General features: G+C 61.5%; 22 protein-coding genes. 13 read left to right on the top strand and 9 right to left on the bottom strand.

Annotated elements, in window-relative coordinates:
* The first annotated feature begins 122 nt into the window (after positions 1-122).
* Genes DN745_RS09690 through DN745_RS09680 form a run of 3 tightly spaced genes read left to right on the top strand, consistent with a single transcriptional unit; the run spans position 123 to position 1,572 of the window.
* The gene (locus DN745_RS09690) at positions 123-647 is read left to right on the top strand and encodes a hypothetical protein (protein WP_133621807.1); all 525 of its coding nucleotides are present in this window, start codon (positions 123-125) and stop codon (positions 645-647) included.
* 51 nt (positions 648-698) lie between these two features.
* Entirely contained in the window at positions 699-1,328 is a 630-nt protein-coding gene (locus DN745_RS09685) for a CPBP family intramembrane glutamic endopeptidase (RefSeq protein ID WP_133621808.1), read from the top strand.
* Between the two features lies 1 nt (position 1,329).
* Positions 1,330-1,572 (top strand): hypothetical protein, encoded by a 243-nt coding sequence (locus DN745_RS09680; protein WP_111334370.1) that lies wholly within the window; start codon positions 1,330-1,332, stop codon positions 1,570-1,572.
* Between the two features lie 21 nt (positions 1,573-1,593).
* Here DN745_RS09680 and DN745_RS09675 read toward each other — a convergent pair whose 3' ends face one another.
* Positions 1,594-2,469 (bottom strand): TIGR02757 family protein, encoded by an 876-nt coding sequence (locus tag DN745_RS09675; RefSeq protein ID WP_111334368.1) that lies wholly within the window; start codon positions 2,467-2,469, stop codon positions 1,594-1,596.
* Positions 2,470-2,644: 175 nt separating this feature from the next.
* Here DN745_RS09675 and DN745_RS09670 point away from each other — a divergent pair, with 175 nt between their 5' ends.
* Together DN745_RS09670 and DN745_RS09665 are read left to right on the top strand one after the other, a co-directional pair.
* Positions 2,645-2,839 carry a TIGR04563 family protein gene (locus DN745_RS09670; RefSeq protein WP_111334366.1) on the top strand — a complete coding sequence of 65 codons (195 nt, stop codon included), beginning with the start codon at positions 2,645-2,647 and terminating at the stop codon, positions 2,837-2,839.
* A gap of 166 nt (positions 2,840-3,005) precedes the next feature.
* Positions 3,006-3,383: a hypothetical protein gene (locus DN745_RS09665; protein ID WP_111334364.1), complete on the top strand. Its 378-nt coding sequence runs from the start codon at positions 3,006-3,008 to the stop codon at positions 3,381-3,383.
* Between the two features lie 7 nt (positions 3,384-3,390).
* Here DN745_RS09665 and DN745_RS09660 read toward each other — a convergent pair whose 3' ends face one another.
* From DN745_RS09660 to DN745_RS09630, 7 genes are all read right to left on the bottom strand, one after another.
* Positions 3,391-5,199: a carboxypeptidase-like regulatory domain-containing protein gene (locus DN745_RS09660; protein WP_111334362.1), complete on the bottom strand. Its 1,809-nt coding sequence runs from the start codon at positions 5,197-5,199 to the stop codon at positions 3,391-3,393.
* 52 nt (positions 5,200-5,251) lie between these two features.
* Complete coding sequence (locus DN745_RS09655) at positions 5,252-5,803, bottom strand: hypothetical protein (protein WP_133621809.1); 552 nt, start codon at positions 5,801-5,803, stop codon at positions 5,252-5,254.
* A gap of 132 nt (positions 5,804-5,935) precedes the next feature.
* Entirely contained in the window at positions 5,936-7,786 is a 1,851-nt protein-coding gene (locus DN745_RS09650) for a sigma 54-interacting transcriptional regulator (protein WP_111334358.1), read from the bottom strand.
* A gap of 95 nt (positions 7,787-7,881) precedes the next feature.
* Entirely contained in the window at positions 7,882-8,934 is a 1,053-nt protein-coding gene (locus DN745_RS09645; protein ID WP_133621810.1) for a hypothetical protein, read from the bottom strand.
* 7 nt (positions 8,935-8,941) lie between these two features.
* Positions 8,942-10,888 carry a serine/threonine protein kinase gene (locus DN745_RS09640; protein WP_111334354.1) on the bottom strand — a complete coding sequence of 649 codons (1,947 nt, stop codon included), beginning with the start codon at positions 10,886-10,888 and terminating at the stop codon, positions 8,942-8,944.
* Between the two features lie 197 nt (positions 10,889-11,085).
* Entirely contained in the window at positions 11,086-14,157 is a 3,072-nt protein-coding gene (locus DN745_RS09635; protein WP_111334352.1) for a hypothetical protein, read from the bottom strand.
* Positions 14,158-14,234: 77 nt separating this feature from the next.
* On the bottom strand, positions 14,235-15,122 hold the full coding sequence (locus tag DN745_RS09630) for an FHA domain-containing protein (RefSeq protein ID WP_111334350.1): 888 nt from the start codon (positions 15,120-15,122) through the stop codon (positions 14,235-14,237).
* A 417-nt stretch (positions 15,123-15,539) separates the two neighbouring features.
* On the opposite strand from DN745_RS09630, the gene DN745_RS09625 reads away from it, so the two are divergent.
* The 7 genes from DN745_RS09625 to DN745_RS09595 all read left to right on the top strand — a co-directional run bounded on the left by DN745_RS09625 (position 15,540) and on the right by DN745_RS09595 (position 23,134).
* Positions 15,540-16,106, top strand: coding sequence for a hypothetical protein (locus tag DN745_RS09625; RefSeq protein ID WP_111334348.1), 567 nt, complete (start codon positions 15,540-15,542; stop codon positions 16,104-16,106).
* Between the two features lie 190 nt (positions 16,107-16,296).
* Positions 16,297-18,588, top strand: a complete 2,292-nt coding sequence (locus DN745_RS09620; RefSeq protein WP_111334346.1) for a PrkA family serine protein kinase — start codon at positions 16,297-16,299, stop codon at positions 18,586-18,588.
* 121 nt (positions 18,589-18,709) lie between these two features.
* Positions 18,710-19,075: a hypothetical protein gene (locus tag DN745_RS09615; protein ID WP_133621811.1), complete on the top strand. Its 366-nt coding sequence runs from the start codon at positions 18,710-18,712 to the stop codon at positions 19,073-19,075.
* A gap of 69 nt (positions 19,076-19,144) precedes the next feature.
* On the top strand, positions 19,145-20,335 hold the full coding sequence (locus DN745_RS09610; protein WP_162687574.1) for an OmpA family protein: 1,191 nt from the start codon (positions 19,145-19,147) through the stop codon (positions 20,333-20,335).
* Between the two features lie 20 nt (positions 20,336-20,355).
* Positions 20,356-21,720, top strand: a complete 1,365-nt coding sequence (locus DN745_RS09605) for an anthranilate synthase component I family protein (protein WP_275426318.1) — start codon at positions 20,356-20,358, stop codon at positions 21,718-21,720.
* Positions 21,717-22,481 (top strand): aminotransferase class IV, encoded by a 765-nt coding sequence (locus DN745_RS09600; protein ID WP_111334339.1) that lies wholly within the window; start codon positions 21,717-21,719, stop codon positions 22,479-22,481. Before DN745_RS09605 ends, DN745_RS09600 begins: the two co-directional genes overlap by 4 nt.
* On the top strand, positions 22,478-23,134 hold the full coding sequence (locus DN745_RS09595; RefSeq protein WP_204354957.1) for an anthranilate synthase component II: 657 nt from the start codon (positions 22,478-22,480) through the stop codon (positions 23,132-23,134). The genes DN745_RS09600 and DN745_RS09595 overlap by 4 nt, the downstream gene beginning before the upstream one ends.
* A 51-nt stretch (positions 23,135-23,185) precedes the next feature.
* Here the strand turns inward: DN745_RS09595 and ettA are convergent, their stop codons facing one another.
* Positions 23,186-24,850 (bottom strand): energy-dependent translational throttle protein EttA, encoded by a 1,665-nt coding sequence (gene ettA / locus DN745_RS09590; protein WP_111334335.1) that lies wholly within the window; start codon positions 24,848-24,850, stop codon positions 23,186-23,188.
* 110 nt (positions 24,851-24,960) lie between these two features.
* On the opposite strand from ettA, the gene DN745_RS09585 reads away from it, so the two are divergent.
* Positions 24,961-26,163: a 3D domain-containing protein gene (locus DN745_RS09585; RefSeq protein ID WP_111334333.1), complete on the top strand. Its 1,203-nt coding sequence runs from the start codon at positions 24,961-24,963 to the stop codon at positions 26,161-26,163.
* The last annotated feature ends 18 nt before the right edge of the window (positions 26,164-26,181 follow it).

The raw sequence follows: 26,181 nt of genomic DNA, 5'->3' as shown, positions 1-26,181 counted from the left end.
GCGTAGTTTCGGGAACACCGCAGCGTTGACAGACGTTAAGCGGCGTGGAACTTGAGCGTCGTCCGGTATTTTACTGCCGCCGATATTTACGGCGCGCAGCTATTCAGATGGGAATGAAGAAGATGACGAAGAAGTCAGATGAAACGAGCGACGTTGCGCCGGCACCCGAGGTGCTCGGCGGACGCTCGCGCCAGTTGATTCGCCAGTCGTTGACCCAGCGTTTCTCGGCGTTCTTAAAGCCGGGCGAAAAGCTCGATATCGAGGCGGAGCACTCCGACGAATATATCTGGGCGCGCATTCGCCTGAGCCGGGTGGACGAGTCCTTTCAGCTCGACGTGGAGGCCAGCATTTTGGCGGCCGACCAGACCGCCGGCGGCCCCTGGGACGCGACGCGTTATTTGGAATTGGGCATTGAGTTCCTAAAATTACAACTCTACGAGTTCTTCCGCCAGGACCGCGACGAGCGCTTTCATATTGACTGGCGCCTCTATCCGGTGGAAGCGGTGCATATTCGCTTCCGCGGGCTGATCACGATGCCGAGCGTGGAGCGCGAGGCGGATGCGTTCTTGAAGGCGTCCGGTGAGGGTGACGAGGCCGGTATGACGGCAGACGAGCTGCTGGGGCACGACCCGACTCAATTGGATTGAGCGCCACCTGGCCGCGTTGACACGGTTTAGACGGCCCAAGCGAGACCTATTTTGAGCGAAGCATCACCACAACTTGGGAGCCCGAGCACCGGTGTCATCACCGTGTTCTATATTGTGCTGACCGGGGCGGCGCTGCTGCTCGCCCATTGGTTTGGCGGGTTGGATGTCTTCGTCTGGCATAACGCGAACGATACGCCGTTTCATCTCGACGCGGCGTTGGGCGCGCTGGTTGGGGTGGTCTTTGTCGGCGTGAGCAGCTTGCTAGACCGCTATACCGAGTGGTCGCGCGAGCTTGGCCGCGAGTTCGGTCGAACCCTGGGCCAGGTGAGCATGAGCCAGGCATTTGTCTTCGCGCTGGCCAGCGGCATCGGCGAAGAGGTCTTCTTCCGCGGATTTTTGCAGCAACTCTTCTCCGGGCTGCTCTTTGACGGGCCCTGGGCAGACTGGTCGGGGCTTATTTTCGCCAGCCTTATCTTCGGCATGCTCCATATTGGGCCGAACCTCAAGAAGATCTGGCCGTGGACGATCATGGCCGTTATTCTTGGGGGGGTCTTTGGCGCAATGTACCTCTATACTGGCAATGTGCTGGCGCCCATCGTCGCACATTTTACGATTAACTTCTTTAATCTTCAGTCCATCGGCCGCCAATACGGTCATCTCAAACAAGACGAGTCCGCGTAGTTTGGAATCCTTAACCATCATCACGACGATGCAGCCGTTTCTGGTCGGCTGGGTTATGAGTATCGCCTTCTTCTTGACGCTCTCCGTGGTCGCGGTGATCTCAAAAGGACGCAGTTGGTACGAATTGGCGTGTCTATTTTTGCTCGCCTTTCTCTTCTTCTGCGCCGCCGGCGTGGTCTGCGTGCATCTCTTCTCCGACGTCAAAATGCTCGACTTCGAAGTCATTTCGTTGCGCGCTTCCTGAGCTAAAACTTGCGGGGATTCCTCAGGCGTCGCCGATAATCTCGGCTGAATTGCCGATCGCGCAGATCGACTCGATGGGGCATTGGGGGCAATGCTCCTCGCTTCGTTTGTGGATGCAACTTCCCGAGATGCCGAGGTGGCACAGCGCGAAGTCGTATTTAAGTGGGTCTTCAGGGTCCATTAATCGCAGGGACTCCGTAACCTCAAGCGCTGCTTTAAGGTCGATGCTATTTCGGTCGCTGAGCCCCAAATAGCGGCACATCCGGCTGGTGTGGGTATCCAGCGGCATAATCAGCTCGGCCGGCGAGAGGCTCTCCCACAGCCCAAGATCGATCCCGTCCGGGCCGCGACCCATCCACCGAAAGAAGAGTAGAAGGCGCTTGCAGGTGCTCCCGTCGGCGGGGTCCGGCAGAAGATAGCGAAACCCACGGGTGAGGGCAGGGCGGCGGCGCCCGGCCCGCAGGCGCTGCACGAACGCGCTGGCCAACTCGACATGCGTCCCGCTTGCGGGCGCCTGATACGCGGCTTCGAGCGAGCCGAACTCCTCCTGGAGCGCGCTCATCGCGCAGATAAGGTCCAGCACATCGGCGCCCCTGCTCATCCGATACACAAAACCATCGAGCTGCGCCTTGAGCGCGTCGGCGCCGACGTCGTTCAGGGCGAGGCTTGGACGATCGCCGAGGATCTCCAGGACCGCCTTGATCGCCGGCTTTAAGAGCGTCACGCGTCCATAGGCAAGACAGCTCGACAGCAGCGCGACGAATTCTCGGTCGCGCGCATCGTCATAATCCCATGAAAACTCTACCGGATCGTGGCTGCGCCGCCCCACATAATCGCATTCTTCCAGGAGCTCTTCGAGGACCGGTTTAAGAATCTTGGCGCGTTTGGGGGTCAACATATTTGGCCTTTTTGAGCGGCGGAATCAACGGATCAGAAATTCGGGTTTGAAATTTTTTGACGCGGCGCGCCGGTGCATTATGGTGGGTGCTGTGATTGTCGCACGATGTAGGACAACCGGCGACAACCGCTTAATACCGACGACATTATAATCACCGATGTATAGAGAGAATTCCATGGCTGCGAAGAAGAAGTTGACGCTGTATTTCCCGGAAGAGTTGATCCAGAAGACCAAGCAAGAAGCACTGCGTCACGATCGTTCCATGAGCTGGATTATCGAGATGGCCTGGCGCATCGCCCAGGAGCAAATTGAGTCGATGCCCGGCGTCATGGATCTGCAGGACGGAAATTGGGAAGGCGCCGCCGAATAAGGCCGGCAGCACCCGGCCGGCGCGCGTGTTTATTTCGCGCGCACAATCGGGTACACCTATGGGCGCTAGGCGCCAGCCAATTTGGCCCGCGCTGGCGCGACTTCGGTCGCAGACCCCCTACGAAATTTTAAACCCCGGGCGAACCCCCAGTGCCCAAGTGAGAACTATGTCAGAGCCCAAAGAGATGACCGTCGAGCAGGTCAAAGAGCGAAGCGCCCGCTTCGTGCGGCGGCTGGGATATGTCGTCTTTATGGGCACCGGGTTGTTGATCTTCATCCCGATGATCGTGGCGGTCGCCTCGGGTATTAAGCATAACGAGATATGGGATCCCGAGACCGGTCACGCGGTGATGGGCGGGCGCCAGGAGATGGACTGCCCCGAGCAGGCGCGCCTCCTGGTCGAGGAGTCCGCGAAGTTGCCCAAATACAACGGCCATTGGGATGCGCGCTACCGCGAGTGGCTCCTTCGCTGCAAAGATAAGAGCCCGGACGCTTACGATATGTTGCGCGCCAGCCGCGACTCGCTTCGCACGCGCGCGAAATAAGCGCCGCTCAGGGCGACGCCGGGATGACCATCTCGAATCGCCCGTCCTGCCAGCTCAACGCCTGCCCAAGCACCACCGTGCGACCATCAATCACAGTATAGGCTTCGACGCCGACCTCTCCGAGGCCGAGCAATTTTTCATTGCCCGCGGTTTCCTGGCGGCCAAAGAGCGACCCGAAGATGACCTGGGGCTCGGGGAGTTCGAAGATGATCTCTTCATCCTCGAGCAAATGCTCGGCGCTGAGGGTACGATGCATGCGCGGTTGGCCGCTATTCTGCGCGGGTATCGCTTCGACACTATAGTCGGCCGGCAGCAGCCAGACCTCGAAATAGCCGTCCTCATCGGTGGTCACCGAGAAGGTGCGGCGGTCCTCGGCATCTTCGAAGGCGTTGGGGTCGTGACCCGGGGTGGCGTTATTCTCGGCGCCATTGCCCGTCTCGGGGCGCGCGATGGGCTCGGAGGTGCGCCGGAACTCCAACGAGGCGTTGGCGATCGGTACGCCGTCTGCGCTGATAAGCCGCCCGAACTTCTTCTCTTTAAGCCCAAGCTCAAATGTCGGCAGCACGGATTCTTCGAGCGCACCGGTCATCGAAATCTGGGTGCGCGCAAAGGGGGAGTTCGCCGGCGGGACGACCTCGAGTGTGTAATTTCGAAGCTCTCGGTTCGACCAATCGGATGGGAAGACCGCCAACTCCGCGATCCCCTTCGGGCTGACCGGATATTTATGCGAGAACTCGCCATTTCCCAGCTCACCGTGCACCAGAACCATCGTTCCTTGCAGCGAGAACTCGTCCTCAAAGCCGTTGAGGCTGGTCAATTGGACCGCGAACTCAATGGGCTCGGAGGGATAGGCGCCCAGGCTAAGTTGGCCGAGGTTGCACGCCGAGGCGGTCGTGCCATCGGCCAACTCGCAGTCCGTGGGACCGGCGACGAACGCCTGAGTGAGCTCGGTCGACGGGAGCATGCTATCGGAGGTCGCCGGGACCACGAAGATGTCGTAGCTTCCCGTATTTGGCTCAACTTTTAGGGTGAAATACCCGCTGGCGTCGGTCGTGGCGACGGTGCTGCTATACTCGCCGCTGCTCGAGCGGGCGTAGACCCGCGCGTTTGGCACCGCGCGACCGGGGACGGACTGCCCGCTGGGCAGGGTGACATCGCGGGCAAGCGTGCCCGTAACCTCGAGGTATTCGGAGGGGGCGGGCAGGGTGCGCAATAAGATCGTGTTATTGGTGAATTTCTGCGCCGCCCAGGTCTTCTTGGGCAGCGCCTCGCGGTCGTTGGGCACGAAGGTCATCGAGTATTCGCCCGGGTTAAGTCGCGCGTGGAAGGTCCCATAATCGACATGGGTCTCGCGGATAAAGAGCGAGCTGCGCGCGTCAACGGGGCGAAAGATCAGGGTGCCCGCCGGGCCGCTGAGCGACGAGCCAGCGTAGCGTATGCCGCCGGGATGCTCCTCGGTTTCGGTGTCACCGCTGCGCACCGAGAGCGCCGGACGCAGCAAAAAGTCGGTGGGCTGGTCGGGCTGCACGTGCACAAATTCGTGGTATTGCGGCAGGTAATCGGAGTTTCCCGGCGGGATAAATCGGAAGTTCAGGGTCGCCGGAGTGCTATCGGAATTTGAGCATAGGTTCGCCCGGCAGACCTGGTCGAGGGGGCACTCGGTGCTGGACTCACACCCCCCCGACGCCATGTCCATCGCGTTGGCGTCCTGGTCGGCGGCGCACCCGCCGAAGAGCGCCCCCGTCAGCAAGAGGGCGCCCAGCCAGGCGAGGCGTCCCTTGCGCTTGTGCGCGCTAATTTTTTGAGCGTTATTCATAATCGAAACCTGCAATATCCAAAGCACTGGCGCGCAACCGAACATAAAGACGTCAGAAATCCGTGTCGCAAATGCCCGCTTCGTATTTAAGGGTCCATGAATAAGCCACCATAATGGAGCCCTCGACAGCGACAATATCCTCGGGATTCGGCGAGATGGCGAAGAAGCCGCGGTCGGAAACATAGAGGGTGATGACCTCGGTGCCCGGGATTGTGACATCACCGGTGCACGGGTTGACCGACAGCTTTACGGTGCCAAAATAATACTCATCGCCGCGCTTTCCGTTGAGCGGAGCGCTGGCGACCGTGGGGTCGCCGCGCTCGTCACTGAGGAATAGATACCGTAATTCCCGATGGTCATTGCCATCATATAGCGCGGCGCTGAGGTCGATTTCATCGATAAAATTCTCGCGTGTGACCTCAATCACCGGGGTTTTTTCGTACGGGGGCAGGGGCGCGATTCGCGGCGAGAAATCAGGTTCGTCGCGGGGTTCAATGTCCGGGGACATGACGCATCCTGCCTGCATCACTACGGCGAGGCCGAGCCCGAGTAGAATGCCCGGAAGTCGTCCTCGGGTTAGACAATATTGCACGAACTGTGCCATCTGCTCTCAATGCGTGGGATAGCGCGAATGCCGGGGCCCTGGCGGCCCAGATCAGGGTGTTCTGCGACAACCATGTCGCGGGTGCGCGGCGAAACTGACAAAAAGATCCATATGGGGCGCGCGGCGCCGGGCTCAGGACTCCGCGTCGTTCTTCTCGAGGTAGCGGAAGACCGTGCGCGGGTCGATGCCCAGGTCGCGGGCCGTCTGGGTGCGGTTGCCGTCATTCTGCTGCAGAATCTCGTTAATATATCGCAGCGCGAAGCGCTCCTTGGCGTCAGCCAGGGGCATCACCGGCTCCAATATCTCGGGCGGCAAGCCAAGGTCTTTGGGCGATAGGATCGCGTTATCGGCCAGCACCAGCGCCTTCTTGAGGTGGTTCTCGAGCTGGCGGATATTGCCGGGCCAGGCGTATTTGCGCAGCGCCTGAATCGACTCTTTGCTCAGCTCTTTATGCGGCAAGCCAAGCTCCTCGGCCAGCTCATTGAGCAGGAATTTGGCGATGAGCACGACGTCATTTCCACGCTCTTTTAGCGCCGGCAACTCAAGCATCAGCACGTTGAGGCGGTAGTAGAGGTCTTCGCGGAAGTCGCCGTTCTCCACGGCCTTTTCGAGGTTGCGGTTGGTCGCGGCGACCACGCGGATGTCGACCTTCTCGGGGGCGGTGGCGCCGACCTTTGTGACGGTATGCTCCTGGAGCACGCGCAGCAATTTCACCTGAAGATTCACCGGCATCTCGCCGATCTCGTCGAGGAAAATCGTGCCGCCGTCGGCCGCCTGGAATTTCCCCTTGCGCGTCTCGCTCGCCCCGGTGAACGCGCCCTTGACGTGGCCGAAGAGCTCGCTCTCGAGCAGGGACTCGGGGATGGCGCCGCAGTTAAGCGTGACGAAGGGCCCCTTGGCCCGCGGCGAGCGCTGGTGAATCTCGTGAGCGATGAGCTCCTTGCCGGTGCCCGTCTCGCCGGTGACCAGGACGTTGACCGTGGTGGGGGCGACCTTCTCGACCGTGCGATAGATCTCGCGCATCGCGTCGCAGGCCCCGATGATGCGGCCAAAGCGCTTCTCAGAGAGGCGCTGATTGAGCAGCTTTTTGTCGTCCTGAAGCCCGCGCACCATGATGGCGTTGGCGACGATGAGGCTGGCCTGGGAGGCGAAGATGGTGAGCAGGTCCAGGTGGCGTTGCTCGAAGAGGTTTCGGAAGTTCTCGTTGCCCACATAGATCAGCCCGAGCAATTGCCCGCGGTCCAAAAGCGGCACGCACATCACGCTGGACAGGTTCAGGTTGATGACCGAGCGCGAGCTGTTGAACTCGGCGTGGGTCAGCGCGTCGCTGACGATCAGCGGCTCCCGGGTGTCGATGACCTTGCCGATGATGGAGTCTGAGACCTGGGCGACCGCGTCTTCGATATTCTGGCGGTCGATATTTCGGGCGACCTTGATCTGGAAGGTCTCGTCTTCGACCAGGATCAAAAAGCCCTTGTCGGCTGCGGTGATCGAGACCACCGCGTCGAGCAGATTCTCCAGCAGGGTGGGCAACTCGTAGTCGGAGAGCAGCTTCTGCGAGAAGAGGTGCAATTTGCGGTAGCCCTCGATCTCGTCGTGGGCCAACTCGCCGGCGGCGTCGCTGGGCGCCGGGGTCTTCTGGATGCCCGAGGGGCTGGTCTGGCTGGGCGGTTGGCTGCTCGCCTCGACCGGGCCGAACATCGAGAACGCCAGGTCTACGCCGCCGATCTGAACTTCGTCGCCGTGGGCCAGGCGCGCCTTCTTTTTTTTGCGCCCGTTGACCCGAATCTCGCAGCCGCGCGCGACCGCCTGGATCTCGAACCCGTCGCCCACTAGCTGGATCAGCGCGTGGTTCGACTCGACCTCCGGGGTGTCCAGCACCAGGTCATTGCCGCGCCCGGAGCCGATGGACGTGAGGACCTTTCGCAACACAAAGGTGCCGCCGGCGAAACTATCGGATGAGGTAATATTGAGTATAGGCATGAGGCGTGATTCCCTCGATCGAATCGGGTCTAAATGAGCTCTGGCGAGCTGCGTCGGGATTTTAGATGACGTCAGCGCGCCTTAACGCGGCCAACCTACCACGCAAAGCCAATGCCATTCCATCCTATCTTTAATTCAGCCCCCTCGGCGCCATTTGCGCCGCTGGATAGCTCGGGCGGCGGGGCGTCGAGCGTGCGAATGCGCACCTGATAGGGCTTATAATCGACCAGCGCGTCGATGACCGACCAGGCGTAGAGCCCGACGAACGCAGCCAGCCCGACATATTGCATCCGCTGCCAATTGCGCGCCTGCTCGGCGGAGTTGCCGCGGCCGGCTTCGTATTTTCCGTCGATATCGCTTCGCAGATCTTCGACGCGCCAATAACTGCCGATATTGAGCGCCAGCGAGAGCACCTGCGCGCTGGCAAAGAGGGTGCCCTGGACGGGCTCGTCATTTTGCATCTGCCCAAGCCCGAAGGGCAGGAAGTTCACGGCATAGCTAAAGCGGTCGACCTCTCGCTCGATATAGACCGTCTCAAGGCCCTGAGAATCCGGGGAGGAGTCCTCGCGCAGCTTGGCGCGCAGCGCGTCCAACTCGGCGCTGTGCTCGACCTGGACCGTCTCGAAGAGCTCGACCACGCTGGCCGGATAGATCATCGGGTTGAGCGTATAAAACGGGTCGCCGCGCAGGAGCTCCAAAAGCTGAAGGGACGCGGCGTCGAGCAACTCCTTTCGGGGCCCGGCGCCGGTGACCTGCTGGGCCTCGAAATACAGCCCCACGGCCAACAAGATACGCGCCTGGTTGGCCTGTTCGGCGCGGTCAAATTGGCTATTGGGCGTCAGCGTGGGTTCGAGAAGAGGGCGAAGGAGGGGGTATTCGCCGTCGCGAAACGCCTTCTCGGCGCGGGCGAGTCGCTGTTCGGGCAGCGGCGGGAAGTTGTATTTCACCTTCGGAGTCGCCGCCTTTATTGCCTGCTCCTGCGCGCCGATTCGCGCGTTTTGCACGCCAAGGCGCGCGGCAACGATTGCCGCGTCAGGCGAGGATGCCGGGCCCGATGATGGATCGGGGGATTGAGCCCGCAGCGGCGTCGCGGCCAGAGAACTCAGGCCGACCACCAGGGCTTGGCAAAGGAGAAGGCGTCGATACATCGAACACTTATGGAAAATTCACTTTAATTACGCGCGTATTGCCCGGCTCAACCTCGATTTCGCGCGTCTGAACGCGCTGCAGATTTGCCGAGTCCTTGATGCGAAGATTGAGCGTCTTGGGCGCATAGAATTTGCCGCGCTCAAAAGGCACCCGAATGCTGCTATGGGTGCCGTTGGAGCGGGGGTTGGGCTCTGAATCAACATAAACGAGTACGTTTTTGTTGGACTCAACCCGGATATGCGCATCTTGCCAATCAAGCACGACTGGAATCTTATCGTTTTTGTCTGCATTTACCACCATAAATCGACGGTAGGGTTTGCAGCCCGGGGCGCTGGCGCTCAGCAGGTGTTTGCCGGGGGTGAGCTCGACCGCGCCGAACTGCCAGGAGACCGGCTTTCCGTCGATCTCCAGGCGGGTGGGGGGCGGGAAGACCTTGAACTCAACCGGGGTTGTTTTGACCTGGGTTTTCTCCCCATCCGTCGCCTCGCCCGGGGTCGCGTCGCCGGACGTCGCCTCGCCTTGGAGCGGGAGCTGAACTCTTTCTTTGATGATGCGCGTGGGGGATTGCTTGACCTTCGAGATCTGGCGCATCGCCCGGGCATCTTGAAAGCGCTGAAGCGGTGTGCGGGTGACGGCGCGCGCCTGCGCCGCGACGCCGCGCGCAACTTCGCCGGCCTGAAGTCGCGGGAGCTCAAGGTAGGCGAAGGCATGCGCCTCGCGCACCCCGCGCTGGGCTGCGTTCTGGGCGAGCATCACCCGGGCGTTGGTCGTCGCGTCCTCGAGGGTTCGCTGCGTCAGGGCGGCGGCGGCCTCGCGCCGCTGGACACCATCCCAATAGGAATAGCCCGCCCACGCACCCCCGGCGACCAGGCAAAGCGCCACCGCGGCGGCGGCGCCAAGCCAGATGCGCCGGCCACGATGCAGATTTCGCAGGCACTCGCGCACCTCCTCATTGCCCGGGTCATAGGCCAGGACGCGATTAAAATACGAAATCGCCACCGCCGTGCTGCCGCGCTGGTTCGAGCGTTTCGCGCAGTCGATAAGCTTCGGGACGACCATCGCCGGGAAGTCAGCGCCGTATCTTTTGGGGCCGCTAAAATACGCGCTAAGCATGCTCTCATGATCTTCGAGGCCGACGGCGTGCACCGCGGCGAGCAGCTCAAGCTTGAGCGCATCGGCGCTTTGAAAGCGCTCGGCCGGGTCGGTGTGCAGGGTGCGCTCGATGATGCGCGCCAGGTCGTGGCTCAGCGTCGGCTCAACATCCTCGGGGCGCGCGTAGCGCGATTCCATCACGTTTCGCAGCACCTGCGGCGTGTTGTCGCCGCAAAACGGCAGCCGCCCGGTGCCCATCCAATAGAGGATGGTCCCCAGCGCGAAGATGTCCGCGCGCGCATCGACCTGTGCGCCGTCGATCATCTCGGGGGCCATATGCGCCGGGCTGCCGATCAGGCTGCCGGTGCGCGTCATCGTCTCGGCCCCGATGACATGCGCGATGCCGAAGTCCATCAACTTCACCGCGCCGGCGGTCGAAATCATGACGTTCTCGGGCTTGAGATCCCGGTGGATGACCCCTTGTTTATGCGCGTGAGACAGGGCGTTGCACAGCTGCGCGCCCAGCAGGCACACGATCTCGGAGGGCGGCGCGCCGTGATATTCGACGAATTGGCGAAGGTTCATCCCCTCGACATATTCCATCACGATATAGGAGCGCGGCTCCGAGGCGTCGGACACGTCGTACACGTCGAGGATATTTTCGTGGCGCAGCCGTGCGATCGCTTCAGCCTCGCGGCGGAAACGCTTGCGATTCTCGGGCTTATTGGCCAGATGCGAGTGCAGTAATTTGACTGCCACCTGTCGGTTTAGCCCTGTATCTTGGGCAAGATACACCACCGACATGCCGCCCTGGCCGAGCTCCTCTAAAATATCATAGCGTGAAATCGTGGTGCCGATCATTATATATGCTCAGAAAACCCCTCGATGATAGCGTCACTGGCCTGGATGCGATGTGCATCCCGACTTCCAAATTTGAGATCGCGAGCTTAGCCCAACGCCGGGGTGGCGACAACCGGGTCATTGGGAATGCCGGGGAAACTTGGGGAAAAGAACAGCGGGGGCGCGCCAGCCGGGGCGCGCCGATTATCCCGCGACCCCTATTGGCACAGCGCCTCAAGCGCGGACGCATCGACCCCGAGGGTCTGGGGGGGCAGCGCGCTGGCGTCGTCGGCGGCGCGGAGTAACTTCGCTGCGGTCAGCGCGCGGGCGCTTTCGGGGGTTTTGGGGCGCTTCTGCGCCTTGAAAATCGCCACGATTTGCTCAGCCTGACCTTGTTGCAGGGCGATGGACCAGTCGGCGGCGCTGAGCTTCTCGGGCGCGCTTAGCGAGACCGGAGCGCGCTTCGAGGTGCGTCGCGGCGTCGCTTCGGCGGCTGCGTTTTGCGCAGCGCGATAGCTCTCCAGATCGCTGCCGTAGATCGTCTGGGCCAGGAACGCGACGCGGCGCAGGCCCACCTGGTGGTTGATGCGCGCGAAGGCCGCGCGGGCGTCCAAAAGTGAATCGGCCGCCGGGGCAGGTTGGCCTTCGGCGAGGTAGCGCTGCGCGACCTGCATGGCTGCGATGGCCCGCTGCAGGCTGCGCGAGCTTGTCTCAAGGGCGAGGTCATCTTCCTCGGGTTCGCTCAGCGAGACCGCCAGGGCGACGATATCCGGGTGCAGATAACTCGCCAATTGATAGGGGAGCCCTTCGAGGCCGAAGCATGTGGGCGCGGCGTGGCTCGTCGGCGTCGCGCGGGTGAGCTCAAGCAGCGCTTCACGCGTCTTTTCGGGGAGGCCCGCGGGGAGCTGGGCGCTGGTTTCGAATTGGATATAGGCGTTGAGCAACCGCTGGCTGGCCGCGTATTTCTCGGAGTCATCGGCGGCGCAATTAACGGTCTTTGCAAGGTTTTTGGCGGCCACGTCCAGGTGCCCTGCGGTGGCGTTGGAGTAGGCGAGGGCGAGGTTAAATCGGGTGCACGCCGCGCCCGTTTTGTGCTGGGCGCTGAAGTCTGCGACCTGGCGCAACATCTGGGCGCGGGCCTCAGGCGTGCTGTGCTCGCTAAGCGCGGTGAGCAACGGGATCATCCGCCGGGCCATCGTCTCATCGTGGCCGAGCGATGCCTCAAGGCTTCGGGCAAAGTCCATTGGCGAGTGGCAGGCGGCCTCAAAGGCATCGCTGACCAGCCAATGCGTCGCGCCAAGGTGTGGCAATTGTGCGGGCGAGGCTTTGCGCGCATCGGGAGCCAGGCGCCGGGCGATGATATCGGCCCCTGGGATTTCGATGCAATTACCGTCCGATTTCACGGCGCCAGAGGCCGCAGCGATCAACGCATCGAAGCTGCGCGCCCGCGCGTCTTCGGGAGTAACCGGCATCAGCGCGGCGTGAATCGCGAGCTCTTCAGTTGCAGAAAATCCTTCAAAATTATGGGCTTGGCTCTCGAACTCCGGTCGGAGTTCAGATTTTGAGACCTGCGCAAGATCGCGCAACAACGCGTTGAACAACACCTCGCTTGGAGCCGCGCGCAATGCGTCGAGGCGCGCGGCGAAGTTGCGTCCATAGACGTCGAGTTGGCAGACGCCCGCGTCGGCGCAAGGCTTACCGTCGGCGCGGGTCGCGACCGGTTGGGACAGCAGCCCCAGCCCGTCGAGCAACACCGCGTCGTGCTCTTTTTTAAGTTCGATTCTTAGCGACGGGCTCACGATCTGGTTGGCCGCCTGAATCCAGCGAACCAACCCAGCGTTGTCGAAATACGACAGCGCCCCGCGCACCGAACGGCCGCTTGTTTTTAAGGCGTCCGCGCGAATAACGCTCCAGGCCAGCCACAGCCGAATATCGCGATGATCCGGGTTCTCGGCGAGTTTGCTCAGCCGACTGACATCGTCGGAATATGCGCGCGCGTCGCCCAACGCCGCGTCGACCCAGGTGCGCCCGAGCACAAACTGGGGGTTATTGTCGAGATGCCACGCGCCGCTGGCCGCCTGAAGTCCGCTTCGAAGCGCCGCTTCGGGGCGGCCGGCGGCGGCGAAGACCTGCATAAACTTCAGCCCGAGCGCGCCTGCTTCACTGGCCTTTGGCGCGGCTCGGAGCGCCTCTTGAAGATAGAAGTCGGCGATAAATGTAGAGCCGGTCGCCAGCGCCGCGCCCATTAAGATCGTCGCGCGTTGGAGCTCTTCGGGGGCTCCCTTCAGCGCGATGGGCTCCATCGCGCCGTAGGAGATGCCCTGGGCGGAGGTGTCGGCGACCGCCATGATGGGGCGATAGAGCGTGGGGATATCCACCCAAATGGTGTCGCCTTTGCAGCGCACGAGCACGTCGGCGCCGGTACGAATCGCCGCCATGCTCGTGTCGATAGCATCTTTGGGCGCGTTGATTTCGCTGGTGAAGACCTCAAGCGGCTGGAAGCTCTGCGACAGATCGATGCGCGGGCAATGCGCCTGCATCGCGACGCGCGCGTGCGGGATGATCGGGGTGTTTTGCGCGCGGCTTCGCAGGGGGCGGTGCGCCGGAATGGCGAGCCAGTGGTTTGAGTCGGCGGCGTCCGGGCTTCGGTGCATTACCGAGCGCTCACCGATAAGCACGCCGGCGCTTTGAATCGGCAGGGTGTCGCTCCAGGCGTCGAGCTCGGGCGTGACGATATTGCCAAGTGTGTCGGTGCGGAAGATGCGCCACTGCGTGCTGGGCGACGCCTCTTTTATGCAGCTCGCCGCGCCGACATCCCCGGTGCCCCGGCACAGACCCCATTGTCGAAAGGTCGGGTCGTTATTGATCGGGACGAACTCACCGCGCAGCTCGGTGCCGGTGATGGGCTGGCTGTCCAGGCGCTGCAAGAGGGCGCCCCAGGAGCGCACCAGCACGACGCTATAGACGTGCGCGGAGGCGTGGCGTTTTTGGGGTACGAAGCCGACCAGCTCCCCGGGCTTAAAGACGAAGTCCTTCTTCGCCGAAGCCTGGGGCAAAAATGCCCACAGGCCCTTGTCCACCAGTAACAGCTGCCCGGCGTCGAGCTTGTCGGTCCTGCCGTTAATCTTATAGGGGGCGATCAGCGCTTCGCTCTGCGTGGGTGCCTGGGACCAGGCGCAGCCCGCGGCGTTGAGCGCGCTCAACATCAGCACGAGCAGCGCCAAAGTCCGGGTCGCGGGGCATAATTTGGGCGGGCGGGAGAACGAGCGCAGCAGTCGCTTCAGGTACATTGAATCCATGAATGCGTGACCGGGTCGGGTGAGGTCGGATCAGATAGGGACGGCGCGCCAGGCGCCTCGTTCGACGCTTATTTGGGCGATGAAAATGTCAAGCGGATGCGCGTGCGTCCCACAAGAAAGCAATCACCGTCGACCAGTTCGACCGCGTCGGCGATCCGAATAAATGTGCCGAAGTCGCTGTCGTGGTCGCGTAAATAATAGCGCTCCGATTCACAGTGAATGACCGCGTGAGTCGGGGAGAGGAAGGTGTCGTCGGGAAAGGTGAGGTCCGATTTTTGGGAGCCGATGCTATTATATTGCGCCAGCGGATAGACGCCGCCGATCTGGCCGCCTTCCAAATAGCGAATCAGTCGCGCCGGCGGGCCTGCCCAGGTGGCACCGGCCGCCAGGCTATCCCCATCTTTTTGACCGGCGGGGCGGTCCCATTTGTTGCGGAATTCGAAGCGTTGCTCGCCGATCGCGATCCGGTCGCCGTCTTCCAGCGGCAGATCGTCGGCGATCCGAAGATAGACCCCGTTTTTGCTGTTGAGATCTTGGAGGATGAGGGCGCCGTCGCGGCGAAAAAGTTGGACATGCCAGCGGGCGACGAAGCGGTCATCGAGCTCGAGGTCGCAATTCTCACGACCCACTAAATAGCGCGCGGAGTCCACCGGGTGGGTGGTCTCAATGGTGCCGCCCGGGGAGTGCACCGCCAGCACCGGGCGCGGCCCGGTCGGCTGCGCGCTGGGCTGCGCGGCGCTCGGGCGCACGACGGGTTGGCGATAATTGCCGGGTTGGCCGTGGGTGCGCGCGAGTAGATCTCGGGTCAGATCGAGCAATTCGCGTCGACTGTCCAGGCTTGAGATAACCCCGTCATCGGGCTGCGGCCCGAGCTCGAAAGGGTATGGGTTTGGCTCCGAGAGTGGCTCGAGCGTGCCGCCCAAGTCTTGGATATTTGAGTCAGATGATTTGGCCATGACCTGCGGACCAGAAACGTCGGTTGAGTTGGAATAGATGGACCGAATCGCACCTTCTACTAGGGACGTCACAGCGGGCGGGTTTGGCACCGGCTTTGGCGACGTCCTCGGTCGCCGATAAACGCGGCGTGAGCGCGCACAAAATCATAGCACGACGCAGGCGCAATGAACAATTCGAATGGGCCGGGCCCCTTTGGGCGCGCCGCGATATCGGCGAAACCCTCCACGGCTCAATCGGCGCCCAGCGCTTACCTGCGTCGCAGCGCTATGCTAGGCTTTTTATTGGACGCCGCGGTTTCGGGTGTTAAGGGCTTTTATCACTTATTTTAAGGGTATTCCCGAGGCTTTCGGTCAGGATAAAATTTCGCCGCGCGACTCGGTTTCGGCGGCGACGAAACCTCAATACAACAAAGTAGAATGATGAATAAAATTACAGACAATCTAAACGCCGCGCCAACGCGTGGTCTTCGCTATCTTCCCCTTTTGATTGCCAGCGTGGCCCTGGTGCTCGTGGCGGCGTGTGACAAGAGCGCCCCCGAGTCGCCCACTGCGCAGGCGCCGGTTAACTCAATCCCGACCAACCCGGGCGGGGCGGACGAGGACCTTAACGCGGACCGCTACGCGCTTGGAGCGCCGAAAGACGCGATCGCGGTCGGCCAGAAGAGCGAGGTCGCGCTGACCATTGAGGCGGCCGATGGGCTGAAGGTGAACGAGGAATTCCCCTGGTCGATCACATTTGAGGACACCGAGGGTATTGAGATCGCGCAAAAAGAGTTTAAGATGGACGAACTTAAACTCGAAAACCGCCTGGCATCGATCCCGGTGACGGTCTCGGCTTCGGCCCCCGGAAAACACACCGTCAACGCAGTGGGCAATTTCAGCGTTTGCAATGACACGCAATGCTACGTGATTCGAAACCAGAAGCTCGCCTTTAATATCGAGGCGGCGGCTGGCGAAGACGCGCCGGAGCCCGCAGCGAATTAACCTGGCCTGGCGGTGCGCGCGTGAGCGCGGCGCTTGAAATATGCGCACGGGGGTTCAGTTTTTGGTTGGCCCACGATGCGCACCTCGCGCCGAATCACGCGCTGAGATGAAGTATTTGACTGATATTGGTCGCGCCATTTTAATTGATGGATGCTTGATCATCACATGACTCCTACGAGCGCCCCTCGGTATGAACGACGGTCATCAGATGCTTTCGGAACTCGCCTCAGATATTCGGGAAGACTACGCGCGCGGACAGCGCATCATGAGTTTTCCCGAGTTTCTCGAACTCTTCGCGGCCACGCCGCAGCGCCACGCGCGAAACGCGGTGCAATACCTGCGTGATTGCTTTCGGTACTACGGCACCGAAACCAAGCCCACGGTGTGGGGCGAGGTCGACCATTTTCGTCTGTTCGACGCCCCCTTTGATAAGGGGCGCGATCGCCTCGTCGGCCAGGAGCAGGCCCAACAGCGGGTCTTTCGCTTGCTCGATAATTTCGTGCGCCAGGGCGAGGTCAATAAGCTGCTGCTGCTCCACGGGCCCAACGGCAGCGCGAAGAGCACCTTCGTGAAGATGCTGATGCGCTCGATGGAAGCATACTCGCAGACCGAGGAGGGCGCGCTGTTTCGCTTCAATTGGATCTTCCCAAATGAGCGCCTGGCCAGCGGTTCGTCGATTGGATTTGGTGGGTTCACCGCGCGCGCAGTTGAGGACAGCGACCTTAACTCTTTTGCCTACCTGGAAGAGGAGGAGATCGACGCCAAGATCCCGGCGGATATGAAGGACCATCCCCTCCTGCTGATCCCATTGGAAGCGCGCCGCACGCTGCTCAAAAAACACCTGGGCAACGCCACCACCGCGGGCAGCAAGGCTTCGCGCAAACGCCATCAACCCGCGGAGCAAAGCGAGCCGCCCTTTGTGCTGAGTAAATATATTTATGATGGGGATTTAAGTCACACCAGCCGTCAGATTTTCGACGCCTTGATGGCCGCCTATCGCGGCGATATCGAGAAGGTCTTTAAGCATATCCAGGTCGAGCGCTTCTTCGTCAGCCAGCGCTATCGGGTCGGCGCGGTGAGCGTGGAGCCCGCGATGCGGGTGGACGCAAATCTTCGCCAGATCACCGTGGACCGCAGCCTGTCGGCGCTGCCGTCGAGCCTTCAAAACCAGACCATGTTCGAGCCCTTCGGCGACCTGGTGGACGCCAACCGCGGCCTGGTCGAATACGACGATATGCTCAAACGCCAGCCGGAGCTCAATAAATACCTGCTCGCGACCAGTGAGAAGGGCACGGTGTCGTTGGAGAATCGCATCCTGCACCTCGACCTGGTGCTGATGGCGACCGCCAATGAGGATTATCTCGACGCGTTCAAGCAGTCGCCGGACTATTCTTCCTTTAAGGGGCGTATCGAGCTGATTCGTCTGCCCTATTTGCTCGACTATAATATCGAGGAGCTCGTCTATGACGAGCAAATGGAGACCGTGGATTCCATCAAGCATGTGGCACCGCATACCACCTTTGTCGCCGCTCTGTGGGCGACGCTCACGCGGCTGAAGCGGCCCGACGCGGATAATTATGATGACGAGGTGCGCGAGGTTATCGCGGATCTCACGCCCCTGGAGAAGGCCGACCTCTACGCCCGCGGCAAGGTCCCGGAGGGCATCGGCGCGGAGGCTGCGCGCGCGCTTAAGCGGGTCATCCCGGACATGATGAGTGAGGGTGAGGGCTCCAGCGCCTATGAGGGACGCTTTGGGGCGAGCCCGCGCGAGATGAAGATGATCCTGCTCAACGCCAGCCAGAGTGAGCGGTATCCGTGCCTGTCGCCCCTGGCGGTGTTCGCAGAGCTTCGGGAGCTCATCAAAGACCCGTCGGTCTTTCGCTTCCTGCAGATGAAACCCGACGGCGACTATTGGCGCCACGACCACTTCATCCAAATCGCGACCGACCGGTATCTCGACCTGATCGACGCGGAGATTCGCGGGGCCATGGGCCTGGTTGAGGAGGCCCAATACGAGGAACTCTTCACGCGCTATATCGAGAATGTCAGTCAGTGGCTCAAGGGTGAAAAGGTCTACAATCGCATCACCGGGCGCAGCGAAGACCCCGATGAAGAGCTGATGCGCAACGTCGAGGAGATGATCGACATTGAGGAAGACGTCGATGACTTCCGCCACGGGCTTATCTCCTCGGTCGCCGCCTACTCTATCGACCACCCCGGCGAGCAGATTGATTTTCGGCGCACCTTCCCCGATTATTTCATCGCGCTGGAGCGTAAATTCTATAGTGAGCGCCAGCAGCAAATTCAAAAGGTCCAAGAGACACTGCTGCGTTATTTCGAGGACGACAAAAAGTCGCTCACCTCGGCTGAGATTTCGGCGGTCGAGACCACGCTCGCGAATCTGAAGGAGCGCTACGGTTATTGCGACCATTGTGCGCGCGAGGCGGTAGCCTTCTTGCTGACGACTCGTTATAACGACTAATGTAGAGCCTGACGGTTTTGTATTCTGATAATTGTACGGAGTAGTTGGAATGTTATCTGGCTTATTTTCACGTTGCTGGGTGCCGCTTTCGGTGTTTTTTCTATGTTTCGGCTTAACTTCGGTGGCTAACGCCGCCGATCGCTCGGGCAAAGAGGAAGCAGCACAATACGAGAAGATGCTCGCTCAGCACGAAGCAGGTCCAGGCGCCGCGGCGGCCGCAGAGGATATTGAGAAGGCCCACGAGTGGCTTTCCAACGCCAAAATTCTGCTCGCCAACGGCGACAAGGACGGCGCTGAAGTCCTGCTGCGACGCGTTGGTTTTGCGCTCGAACTTATCGACGCCTTGACCACTGTCGGCAGCCTTCAGGAGGCCGCCGATGACCAGGAAGCTGCCCATTATAAAGCCACCAATGAGCAGATTCCGGCCTTGAAGAAGGAAATCGAAGAGCTTAAGGGCAAAATGGCCACGCTAAAATCACAACTATAAAAGCTGCGCTGAAATTATGCGTCGGGATTTGTCGACCATAATTAATATATGTGGATTGGAGTCGAATTGATGTTGAAGCAAAATTCGCTGAGATTTTTAATTATTTCGATGCTCAGCTTAGGGTTGGGATTATCGCTGGTGAGCGGTTGCTCAACGCCGCCTAAACCCAAAGAGTTGACCGAGCTGGAGCGCATTCTTCAAGCCCCAGACGCCCTTGAAGTGCGGGATGCGCCGGGCACGGAGAAATACTACCGCGAGGCTCGCCAGTATCGGCGTGTGTCGCGCAAGGCCTACGAGGACAATGACGTCGAGCGCGCCAAAGAATACGCGCTGCTCGGAACGCTGCGTTACCGGACCGCCGCCGCCATTAAAAAGCAGTCCGAGGACAAGGCGCGCCTGGACGAAGCAAACGCGCTGGTCGCAGCGGTTAACCCCGAGATTCAAACCCTCAGCGAAGAGCGAAATAAGCTGGTCAAAGAGGTCGCGGCCCTGGAAATGCAGGTTGCTCGGGCGCGCAACGCGCGCGAACAGGCCAAGCGGATGCAGCAAGCCCAGTCGAATAACTCCTTTCAGCGAAATACCGCCGATAGCACCGGCGCGATGGCCGCGATTGGCTATAAATTCGACGCCGCCAACGAGGCGCGCGAGAAAGCGTTGACCGTGAAGGCCGATGAGTTCGCGATCGAAGAATTCAACGCCGCCACGACGCGATATAACGCCGCCGTCGTGCTGCGCTCCAAGGACTCGTCCTCTGCGCTCGAGGTCGGCAGGGCCGCCGATGAGGCGACCGCGCTCTACGGCAAGGCGTACGCCGTCGCCAAGCCGCTTCACGAAGAATCGATCGCTATGCAGAACCCCGACGCGCGCCGCGCTGCGATTCGCACCGACGCTCAGTCGACCTTCGGCGCCCCGTTCACCGTGGTCGAGCCGTTGGGCGTGCGCGTTGTGTTGGCGATGTCCTTCGACAAAGGCTCGTGGACGCTGAACGCCGACGGCCAGGTGCTCGCCGCCAGCGCGGCAAAGCTCGCCGATAAATATAAAGAGGCCGAGCTCATCATCGAGGGTTATACGCGCAAGGGCGACCCCACCGAGAACCTCGGCGTCTCCGCCTCGCGCGCGCGCACGGTTCGCAAAGTATTTACCGATGCTGGCGTCAAAGACAGTCGTATCACCACCAGCGGCCTCGGACAGGAGAATCCTCGCTTCGGCGATGATGCGTCCAAGAATGACCGTATCGAAGTCATTTTTCGCATCCCCTGAGCAAGTGATGGCGAACCTGAGTGGCCAGTAAACTGCTGCAAATCAATCGAGCCCCCTTGGATGTCGTTCGAACGTTGAGTTCGAGGGGCGCGAGGGGGCTCCTTTTTTTCGATTCCGGGTGCGCCGAATCTCATGATGCGAGCGGGGCGCCGCTGTGGTCGATTATCTGCTGCGAGCCCGACCGGATCTACACCGATCCGAGCGCCGCGCTCGCCCGCTTTGAGGTCGATCGACTGGACGCGTTACGAATGTCAGATGCCTCCGCTTCGCTGCCATTTTACGGCGGCCTAGCCGGCATGCTTGGCTTCGAATTCGCCTGGGCGCTCGACGACGTTCGCGCCGACGCGGCGCCGCGCCCCACGCCCGACTGTTGGGTCGGCGACTACCCGAGCGCGCTCGTCTATTCGCATCGCGACGCCTCCTGGTGGCTGACCGGCGACGCGCACTCTGCCGGGGCGCGTCTTTTGCGCGATGCTCTTGAGTATCCGGCCCATCACGACGCCCGCGACGCATCCCGCACGCTCCCATCCGGCATGTCGTCGGGCGCCGCTGACTCGAATTTTCGCCTCAATATCACCCCCGATGAATATGCCCGTCGGGTGCAAGTTGTCATCGACGCGATCTACGCTGGCGAGGCGTTCGAGGTGAATTATACCGAGCGCTTTCGGGCCTCCTGGTCATTGGGGGGCTGGGCGCTTTACGAGAAACTGCGCGCCACCAGCAGTGGCGCCTATTGCGCGTATTTGGACGCCGGTGACTTTCAATTGGCCTCGGTCAGCCCCGAGCAATTTATGTCGATTAAGGATGGGCGAATTTGTACGCGTCCCATCAAAGGCACCCGCGCCCGCGGTCAGACGCCCGAGGAGGACCGGCGCCTGGCAGAGGGCTTAAGCACGAGCCCAAAGGACCGCGCCGAGAATATTATGATCGTCGACCTGATGAGAAATGACCTCACCCGCGTGTGCAAACCGGGCAGTGTGGCGGCGTCTGAAGTGTGTGGATTATATAGCTTTTCGGGGGTGCATCACCTGGTGTCGACCGTGGTCGGCGAATTGGAAGATGGCGTTTCACCGGTGGCCGCCATGGTCGCCTGTTTTCCACCCGGGAGCATCACCGGCGCGCCCAAGCTGCGCGCCATCGAGCTTATTGCCGAAGTCGAAGAGGACGCCCGCGGCCCCTATACCGGCACGCTATTTTACGCCTCGGCGGGCGCCGGCCAGCTCGACAGCAGCGTCCTGATTCGCACTGCCGTGCTCTGCGACGACGAGGTCTTTTACGGCGCGGGCGGCGCCGTGGTCGCCGACTCAAACCCGCGCGACGAATACGAGGAAGCCTGCGTCAAAGCCCGGCCCATCGCGCACGCGCTGGGGGCGAAGTTCTCATGAGTCGAGAAGATTTCATCGCCGCCGATGACCGCGGCTATCTCTACGGAGACGCGCTCTTTGAGACCGTCCGTGTGCGCGAGGACGGCACCATTCGCTGGCTCGACGCGCATATCGAACGCCTTCAAAAATCGGGCGACGCCCTGGGGTTTGGCGAGGGCGCCATCGAAGCCGCGGTCGCCAAACTTCGCGGCTTGCCCAATCAAACACCGGGCATCTGGCGCGTCAGCGTGAGTCGTTCCGGCTCCGACGCCCACGGCCAAAGCATTCCCTTCGGCGGCAGCGGCGCCGTCACGCTGCGCTATCGTCCGTACCACGAACCCGTGCGCCCACACCTTACGATCGCCCCGGGCTTTTATCTTCCCGACGACCCCCTTGCCGTCCATAAAACCACGAGCTTTTTGCGCTTCGTCGAGGTCCGGCGCCGCGCGATGCGCCAGGGCTTTAACGACGCGATTATGACCTCGCCCGACGGCCTTGTCGGCGAGGCGAGCTGCGCCAATGTGATCGTCGTTCGGGAGGGCCGGGCGGTCACTCCACCGCTTCGTGGCATCCTGCCGGGCGTGACGCGCGCCGGCATTCTTGCGCAGTCCCAGGCATTCGGCCAAGCCGTCGATGTGCGCGAAATTGCGGTCGAAGAATTGCGCATGGCCGACGAAATCGTACTCCTCTCTGCCGGTGTCGGCGTCCTCGCCGCGGCCTCGTTGGAGGGGCGCGAGTTGGACAATACCTGGGCCCTCAGCGCGCAGGAGTGGCTGCCATGACGAAGTCCGTGTATCCCGAAGCCTCCCGAAATCGAATGGAGCGACTGACCTCGACGCGATGGTCCCACCAACGCGAAGGCGAAGTCGTCATTTTAGATTGTCGCGATTCCTTCGTGTATAACCTCGCGCATCGCTTTGAAGAGTTGGGCATCTCGGTGGTGGTGCACCGCAGCGACGCCGTCACCCTGGATGAGTTGATCGCCTGGAAACCCGCCGCGTTGGTCCTCTCACCGGGGCCGGGGCACCCCGACCAGGCCGGCATCAGCGTCGACGCGGTGCGCTATTTTTCGCCGAGGATTCCGCTGCTGGGGATTTGCCTGGGCCACCAGGCGATTGTGCGGGCCTTCGGCGGCCAGGTTGTCCCGAGCGGGGCGCCCATGCACGGAAAACCCAGCGCGGTCGCCCATGACGCGACCGGGCTCTTCGATGGGCTCGAAAGCCCGGTGCAGGCTGGGCGCTATCACTCATTGATGGCCTCTGAGCCGTTGCCGGCCGCGCTGCGCGTCTGCGCCCGCGCCGACGGCCTCGTGATGGCCATCGCCCACCGCGAGCACCCCACCTTCGGGCTGCAATTCCACCCCGAGAGCATCCTCACACCCTCCGGCTACACAATGCTGGCCAATTTTTTGAAGTGTTGTGATATTTCAAAATGACAAAGCCCGCGCAGGGCGCGGGCTTTGGTTTAGCGTGCTATTTCGGCGACTTTATCGCGTCAGCGGCTTATACTTGATGCGGTGCGGCTGCTTCGCATCTTCGCCGAGGCGAGCGCGACGGTCGCGCTCATAGTCCTGGTAGTTGCCCGCGAACCACTCGACATGCGAGTTGCCCTCAAACGCCAGGATATGCGTGGCGATGCGGTCGAGGAACCAGCGGTCATGGCTGATGACCACGGCGCAGCCGCCGAAGTCCTCAAGCGCGTACTCGAGCGCGCGAAGCGTCTCGACGTCGAGGTCGTTGGAAGGCTCGTCGAGGAGCAAAAGATTGCCGCCCTTGAGCAGCGTCTTGGCCAGGTAGACCCGGTTGCGCTCGCCGCCCGACAGCGTGCTGATCTTCTGCTGCTGGGTAGCGCCGCCGAAGCCGAACGCCCCGACATAGGCGCGCGAGTTGATGTCGCGGTCGCCGATGCGAAGAATCGTCTCACCGCCCGAGATATTCTCCCAGACGGTGCGGTCCATATCGAGGTCGCCGCGCATCTGATCGACGCTGGCGAGTTGGACGGTCTCACCGACGGTCAATGAGCCGCCGTCGGGCTGCTCGAGCTGCGAGATCATCTTGAACAGCGTCGACTTACCGGCGCCGTTGGGGCCGACCACGCCGACGATACCACCGCGCGGCAGGTCGAAGGTGAGGTCTTCGATAAGCATGCGCTCGCCGTAGCCCTTCTTGAGGTTCTCGGCGCGCACGACGACGTCGCCGATGCGCGGCGCCGGCGGGATCTGAATCATATGCTCGCGCTTGCTCGAGCGCTGCTGCAATGCGTCGTAGTCGGTGAGGCGCTGCTGCGAGCGCGACAGCCGCTCGTCATTGCTCAGGCGCGACCAGGCATATTCCTGCGACAGCGTTTGGTAGCGCAGGGTGTTTTGACGGTCGGACTCCTCCAGGGATTTGAGCTTTTGCTCAAGCCAGGAGGTGTAATTTCCCTCAAAAGGAAGTCCCTTGCCGCCCTCAAGCTCAAGGATCCACTCGGTGACGTTGTCGAGGAAATAACGGTCATGGGTGACGACCATGACGGTGCCCTCGTAGTCACGAAGCGCGCGCTCAAGCCAGGCGACCGTCTCAGCATCGAGGTGGTTGGTCGGCTCGTCCAAGAGCAGCAGGTCGGGCTTCGACAGCAGAAGGGCGCAAAGCGCGACGCGGCGGCGCTCGCCGCCGGAGAGGTGCTCCACGCTCGAGTCGCCCGGCGGCACGCGAAGGGCGTCCATCGCCACGTCCAGGGTGCGCTCAAGGTCCCAGCCGTTGACCGCGTCGATCTGCTCGAGCAATTTTGCCTGCTCCGCGATGAGCGCGTCCATCTCGTCGGGCTCGACGGTGGCAAATTTCGCCGACACTTCCTCGTAGCGATTGAGCACGTCGCGGATCTCGGCGACGCCTTTTTCGACGTTCTCACGGACGGTCAAATTCGGGTCGAGCTTGGGCTCCTGGGCCAGATACCCAACGCGGGCGTCCGGGTCCATCCAGGTCTCGCCGTTGAACTCGGTGTCCAGCCCGGCCATGATCTTGAGCAGCGTTGATTTACCACTGCCGTTGGGGCCGACCACGCCGATCTTGGCGCCAGGAAAGAAAGACAGCCAGATGCCGTCGAGAATCTTCTTCCCGTCCGGAGCGGTCTTTCTCAAGTTGGTCATCTGATAGATAAATTCTTTTGCCATATTCGTTATCCTCGTAGGAATAAGGTATGAATACTAAAATACAGAGGCTAATCTCGGGTGCATATGAATGCAACCGAGGGTTGGTGACAATTGGATAGTTGGGAGACGTTATGAATTGGAAAGCGCATATCTCGCTCGCCGCATCGATAGCACTGTTGGGAGCCGGTTGCACTGGTGAAATAAGCTCCGGTGGGCCAAATGTCTCGACCGATGATGGGGATACAGGCCAGAGCGCGATGCGCGATGTGGACTCGACGAATGCCGACGGATCTTCTGGCGGCGTCGCGTGCACCGTGCCTCCCTGCGCCGACAGCGGATATGTAGCCGATGTTGGCGGCGACGCTGAGATCCCCGAAGACGTCGACCAGGCGCCCGATACCGTGGATACGCCCGACGCCCAACAAGAACCCGACCCCGACACGGGCGCTGAGCCGGACACCTCTCCGGAGCCCAACCCCATCACGCCGACGGTGTCCATTCTAAGCCCAAACAACGGGGCGACCGTAGAAAATCCGGTGGACTTTTCGATCGCCGCCGAACACGTATCGACCGTTCAGATCAAGGTCGACGACTGGCCGCTGTCGGAGCCGTGGAATCCCACAAGTTCGACCACGCTGCGCTATACCTTCAACGGAACCGGCACCCCGCGCGAGGTCGTGCTCTACGGCTATGATGGCAGCGGCGCCGAGGTCGCGCGCGATACCATCTCCATCACCGTCGAAGACGACGCGCCGCCGCCCGGCATGGGCACCTCGATGGGGAGCTTTATCAATACCTATTATTATGTCGAAGATGAGAGCGATTTCAGCGGCCCGAAGACGGCCAAATTCTACGATAAAAATTGCAGCGTCATCGCCACGGTGCGCAGCGACTTCGCCTCACTCGCCTGCATCGAGGGCACCGCAAAGCTCAGCGACGGGCGCATGCTCAACTATTATAATGGCACTAATTGCGGCGGGGCGTGCAGCTTTACCTGGTCCGAGATGAGCAGCGCATTCCCCTGGGGCAAGGGCTCGCGGGGCAACGCGCTCGAGCCGCTTCGCTCCTGGGCGGTCGACACCAGCATCATCTCGTCGGGGAGCGTCCTTTATGTCGAAGAATGGGATGGCATGGCCATCCCGACCAGCGGCACGCTCGGCGGATATACCCACGATGGCTGCTTCCGCGCCGATGATGTCGGCGGCGGCATCAACGGTCGACACGTCGATATCTTCGCGGGCTCAAAGGGCATGTACCGCAAGCTTAACGCGCTCTTTCCGACGCGCACCTCCTTCACCGTCTATAAGAACTCGCCGCGGTGCGCGCACCTATAAAGCTGCACGCACCGCGTC

Source organism: Bradymonas sediminis (genome assembly GCF_003258315.1).
GTDB classification, from domain to species: Bacteria; Myxococcota_A; Bradymonadia; order Bradymonadales; family Bradymonadaceae; genus Bradymonas; species Bradymonas sediminis.
This window is presented reverse-complemented; position numbering and strand designations above follow the sequence as displayed.

What these genes read in the sequence shown, in the direction of transcription:
- DN745_RS09690 (WP_133621807.1), top strand. Translation starts at nt 123, where the DNA reads ATGACGAAGAAGTCAGATGAAACGAGCGACGTTGCGCCGGCACCCGAG.
- DN745_RS09675 (WP_111334368.1), bottom strand. Translation starts at nt 2,469, where the DNA reads ATGTTGACCCCCAAACGCGCCAAGATTCTTAAACCGGTCCTCGAAGAG.
- DN745_RS09670 (WP_111334366.1), top strand. Translation starts at nt 2,645, where the DNA reads ATGGCTGCGAAGAAGAAGTTGACGCTGTATTTCCCGGAAGAGTTGATC.
- DN745_RS09665 (WP_111334364.1), top strand. Translation starts at nt 3,006, where the DNA reads ATGTCAGAGCCCAAAGAGATGACCGTCGAGCAGGTCAAAGAGCGAAGC.
- DN745_RS09660 (WP_111334362.1), bottom strand. Translation starts at nt 5,199, where the DNA reads ATGAATAACGCTCAAAAAATTAGCGCGCACAAGCGCAAGGGACGCCTC.
- DN745_RS09655 (WP_133621809.1), bottom strand. Translation starts at nt 5,803, where the DNA reads ATGGCACAGTTCGTGCAATATTGTCTAACCCGAGGACGACTTCCGGGC.
- DN745_RS09650 (WP_111334358.1), bottom strand. Translation starts at nt 7,786, where the DNA reads ATGCCTATACTCAATATTACCTCATCCGATAGTTTCGCCGGCGGCACC.
- DN745_RS09645 (WP_133621810.1), bottom strand. Translation starts at nt 8,934, where the DNA reads ATGTATCGACGCCTTCTCCTTTGCCAAGCCCTGGTGGTCGGCCTGAGT.
- DN745_RS09640 (WP_111334354.1), bottom strand. Translation starts at nt 10,888, where the DNA reads ATGATCGGCACCACGATTTCACGCTATGATATTTTAGAGGAGCTCGGC.
- DN745_RS09635 (WP_111334352.1), bottom strand. Translation starts at nt 14,157, where the DNA reads ATGTACCTGAAGCGACTGCTGCGCTCGTTCTCCCGCCCGCCCAAATTA.
- DN745_RS09630 (WP_111334350.1), bottom strand. Translation starts at nt 15,122, where the DNA reads ATGGCCAAATCATCTGACTCAAATATCCAAGACTTGGGCGGCACGCTC.
- DN745_RS09625 (WP_111334348.1), top strand. Translation starts at nt 15,540, where the DNA reads ATGATGAATAAAATTACAGACAATCTAAACGCCGCGCCAACGCGTGGT.
- DN745_RS09620 (WP_111334346.1), top strand. Translation starts at nt 16,297, where the DNA reads ATGAACGACGGTCATCAGATGCTTTCGGAACTCGCCTCAGATATTCGG.
- DN745_RS09610 (WP_162687574.1), top strand. Translation starts at nt 19,145, where the DNA reads ATGTTGAAGCAAAATTCGCTGAGATTTTTAATTATTTCGATGCTCAGC.
- DN745_RS09600 (WP_111334339.1), top strand. Translation starts at nt 21,717, where the DNA reads ATGAGTCGAGAAGATTTCATCGCCGCCGATGACCGCGGCTATCTCTAC.
- DN745_RS09595 (WP_204354957.1), top strand. Translation starts at nt 22,478, where the DNA reads ATGACGAAGTCCGTGTATCCCGAAGCCTCCCGAAATCGAATGGAGCGA.
- ettA (WP_111334335.1), bottom strand. Translation starts at nt 24,850, where the DNA reads ATGGCAAAAGAATTTATCTATCAGATGACCAACTTGAGAAAGACCGCT.
- DN745_RS09585 (WP_111334333.1), top strand. Translation starts at nt 24,961, where the DNA reads ATGAATTGGAAAGCGCATATCTCGCTCGCCGCATCGATAGCACTGTTG.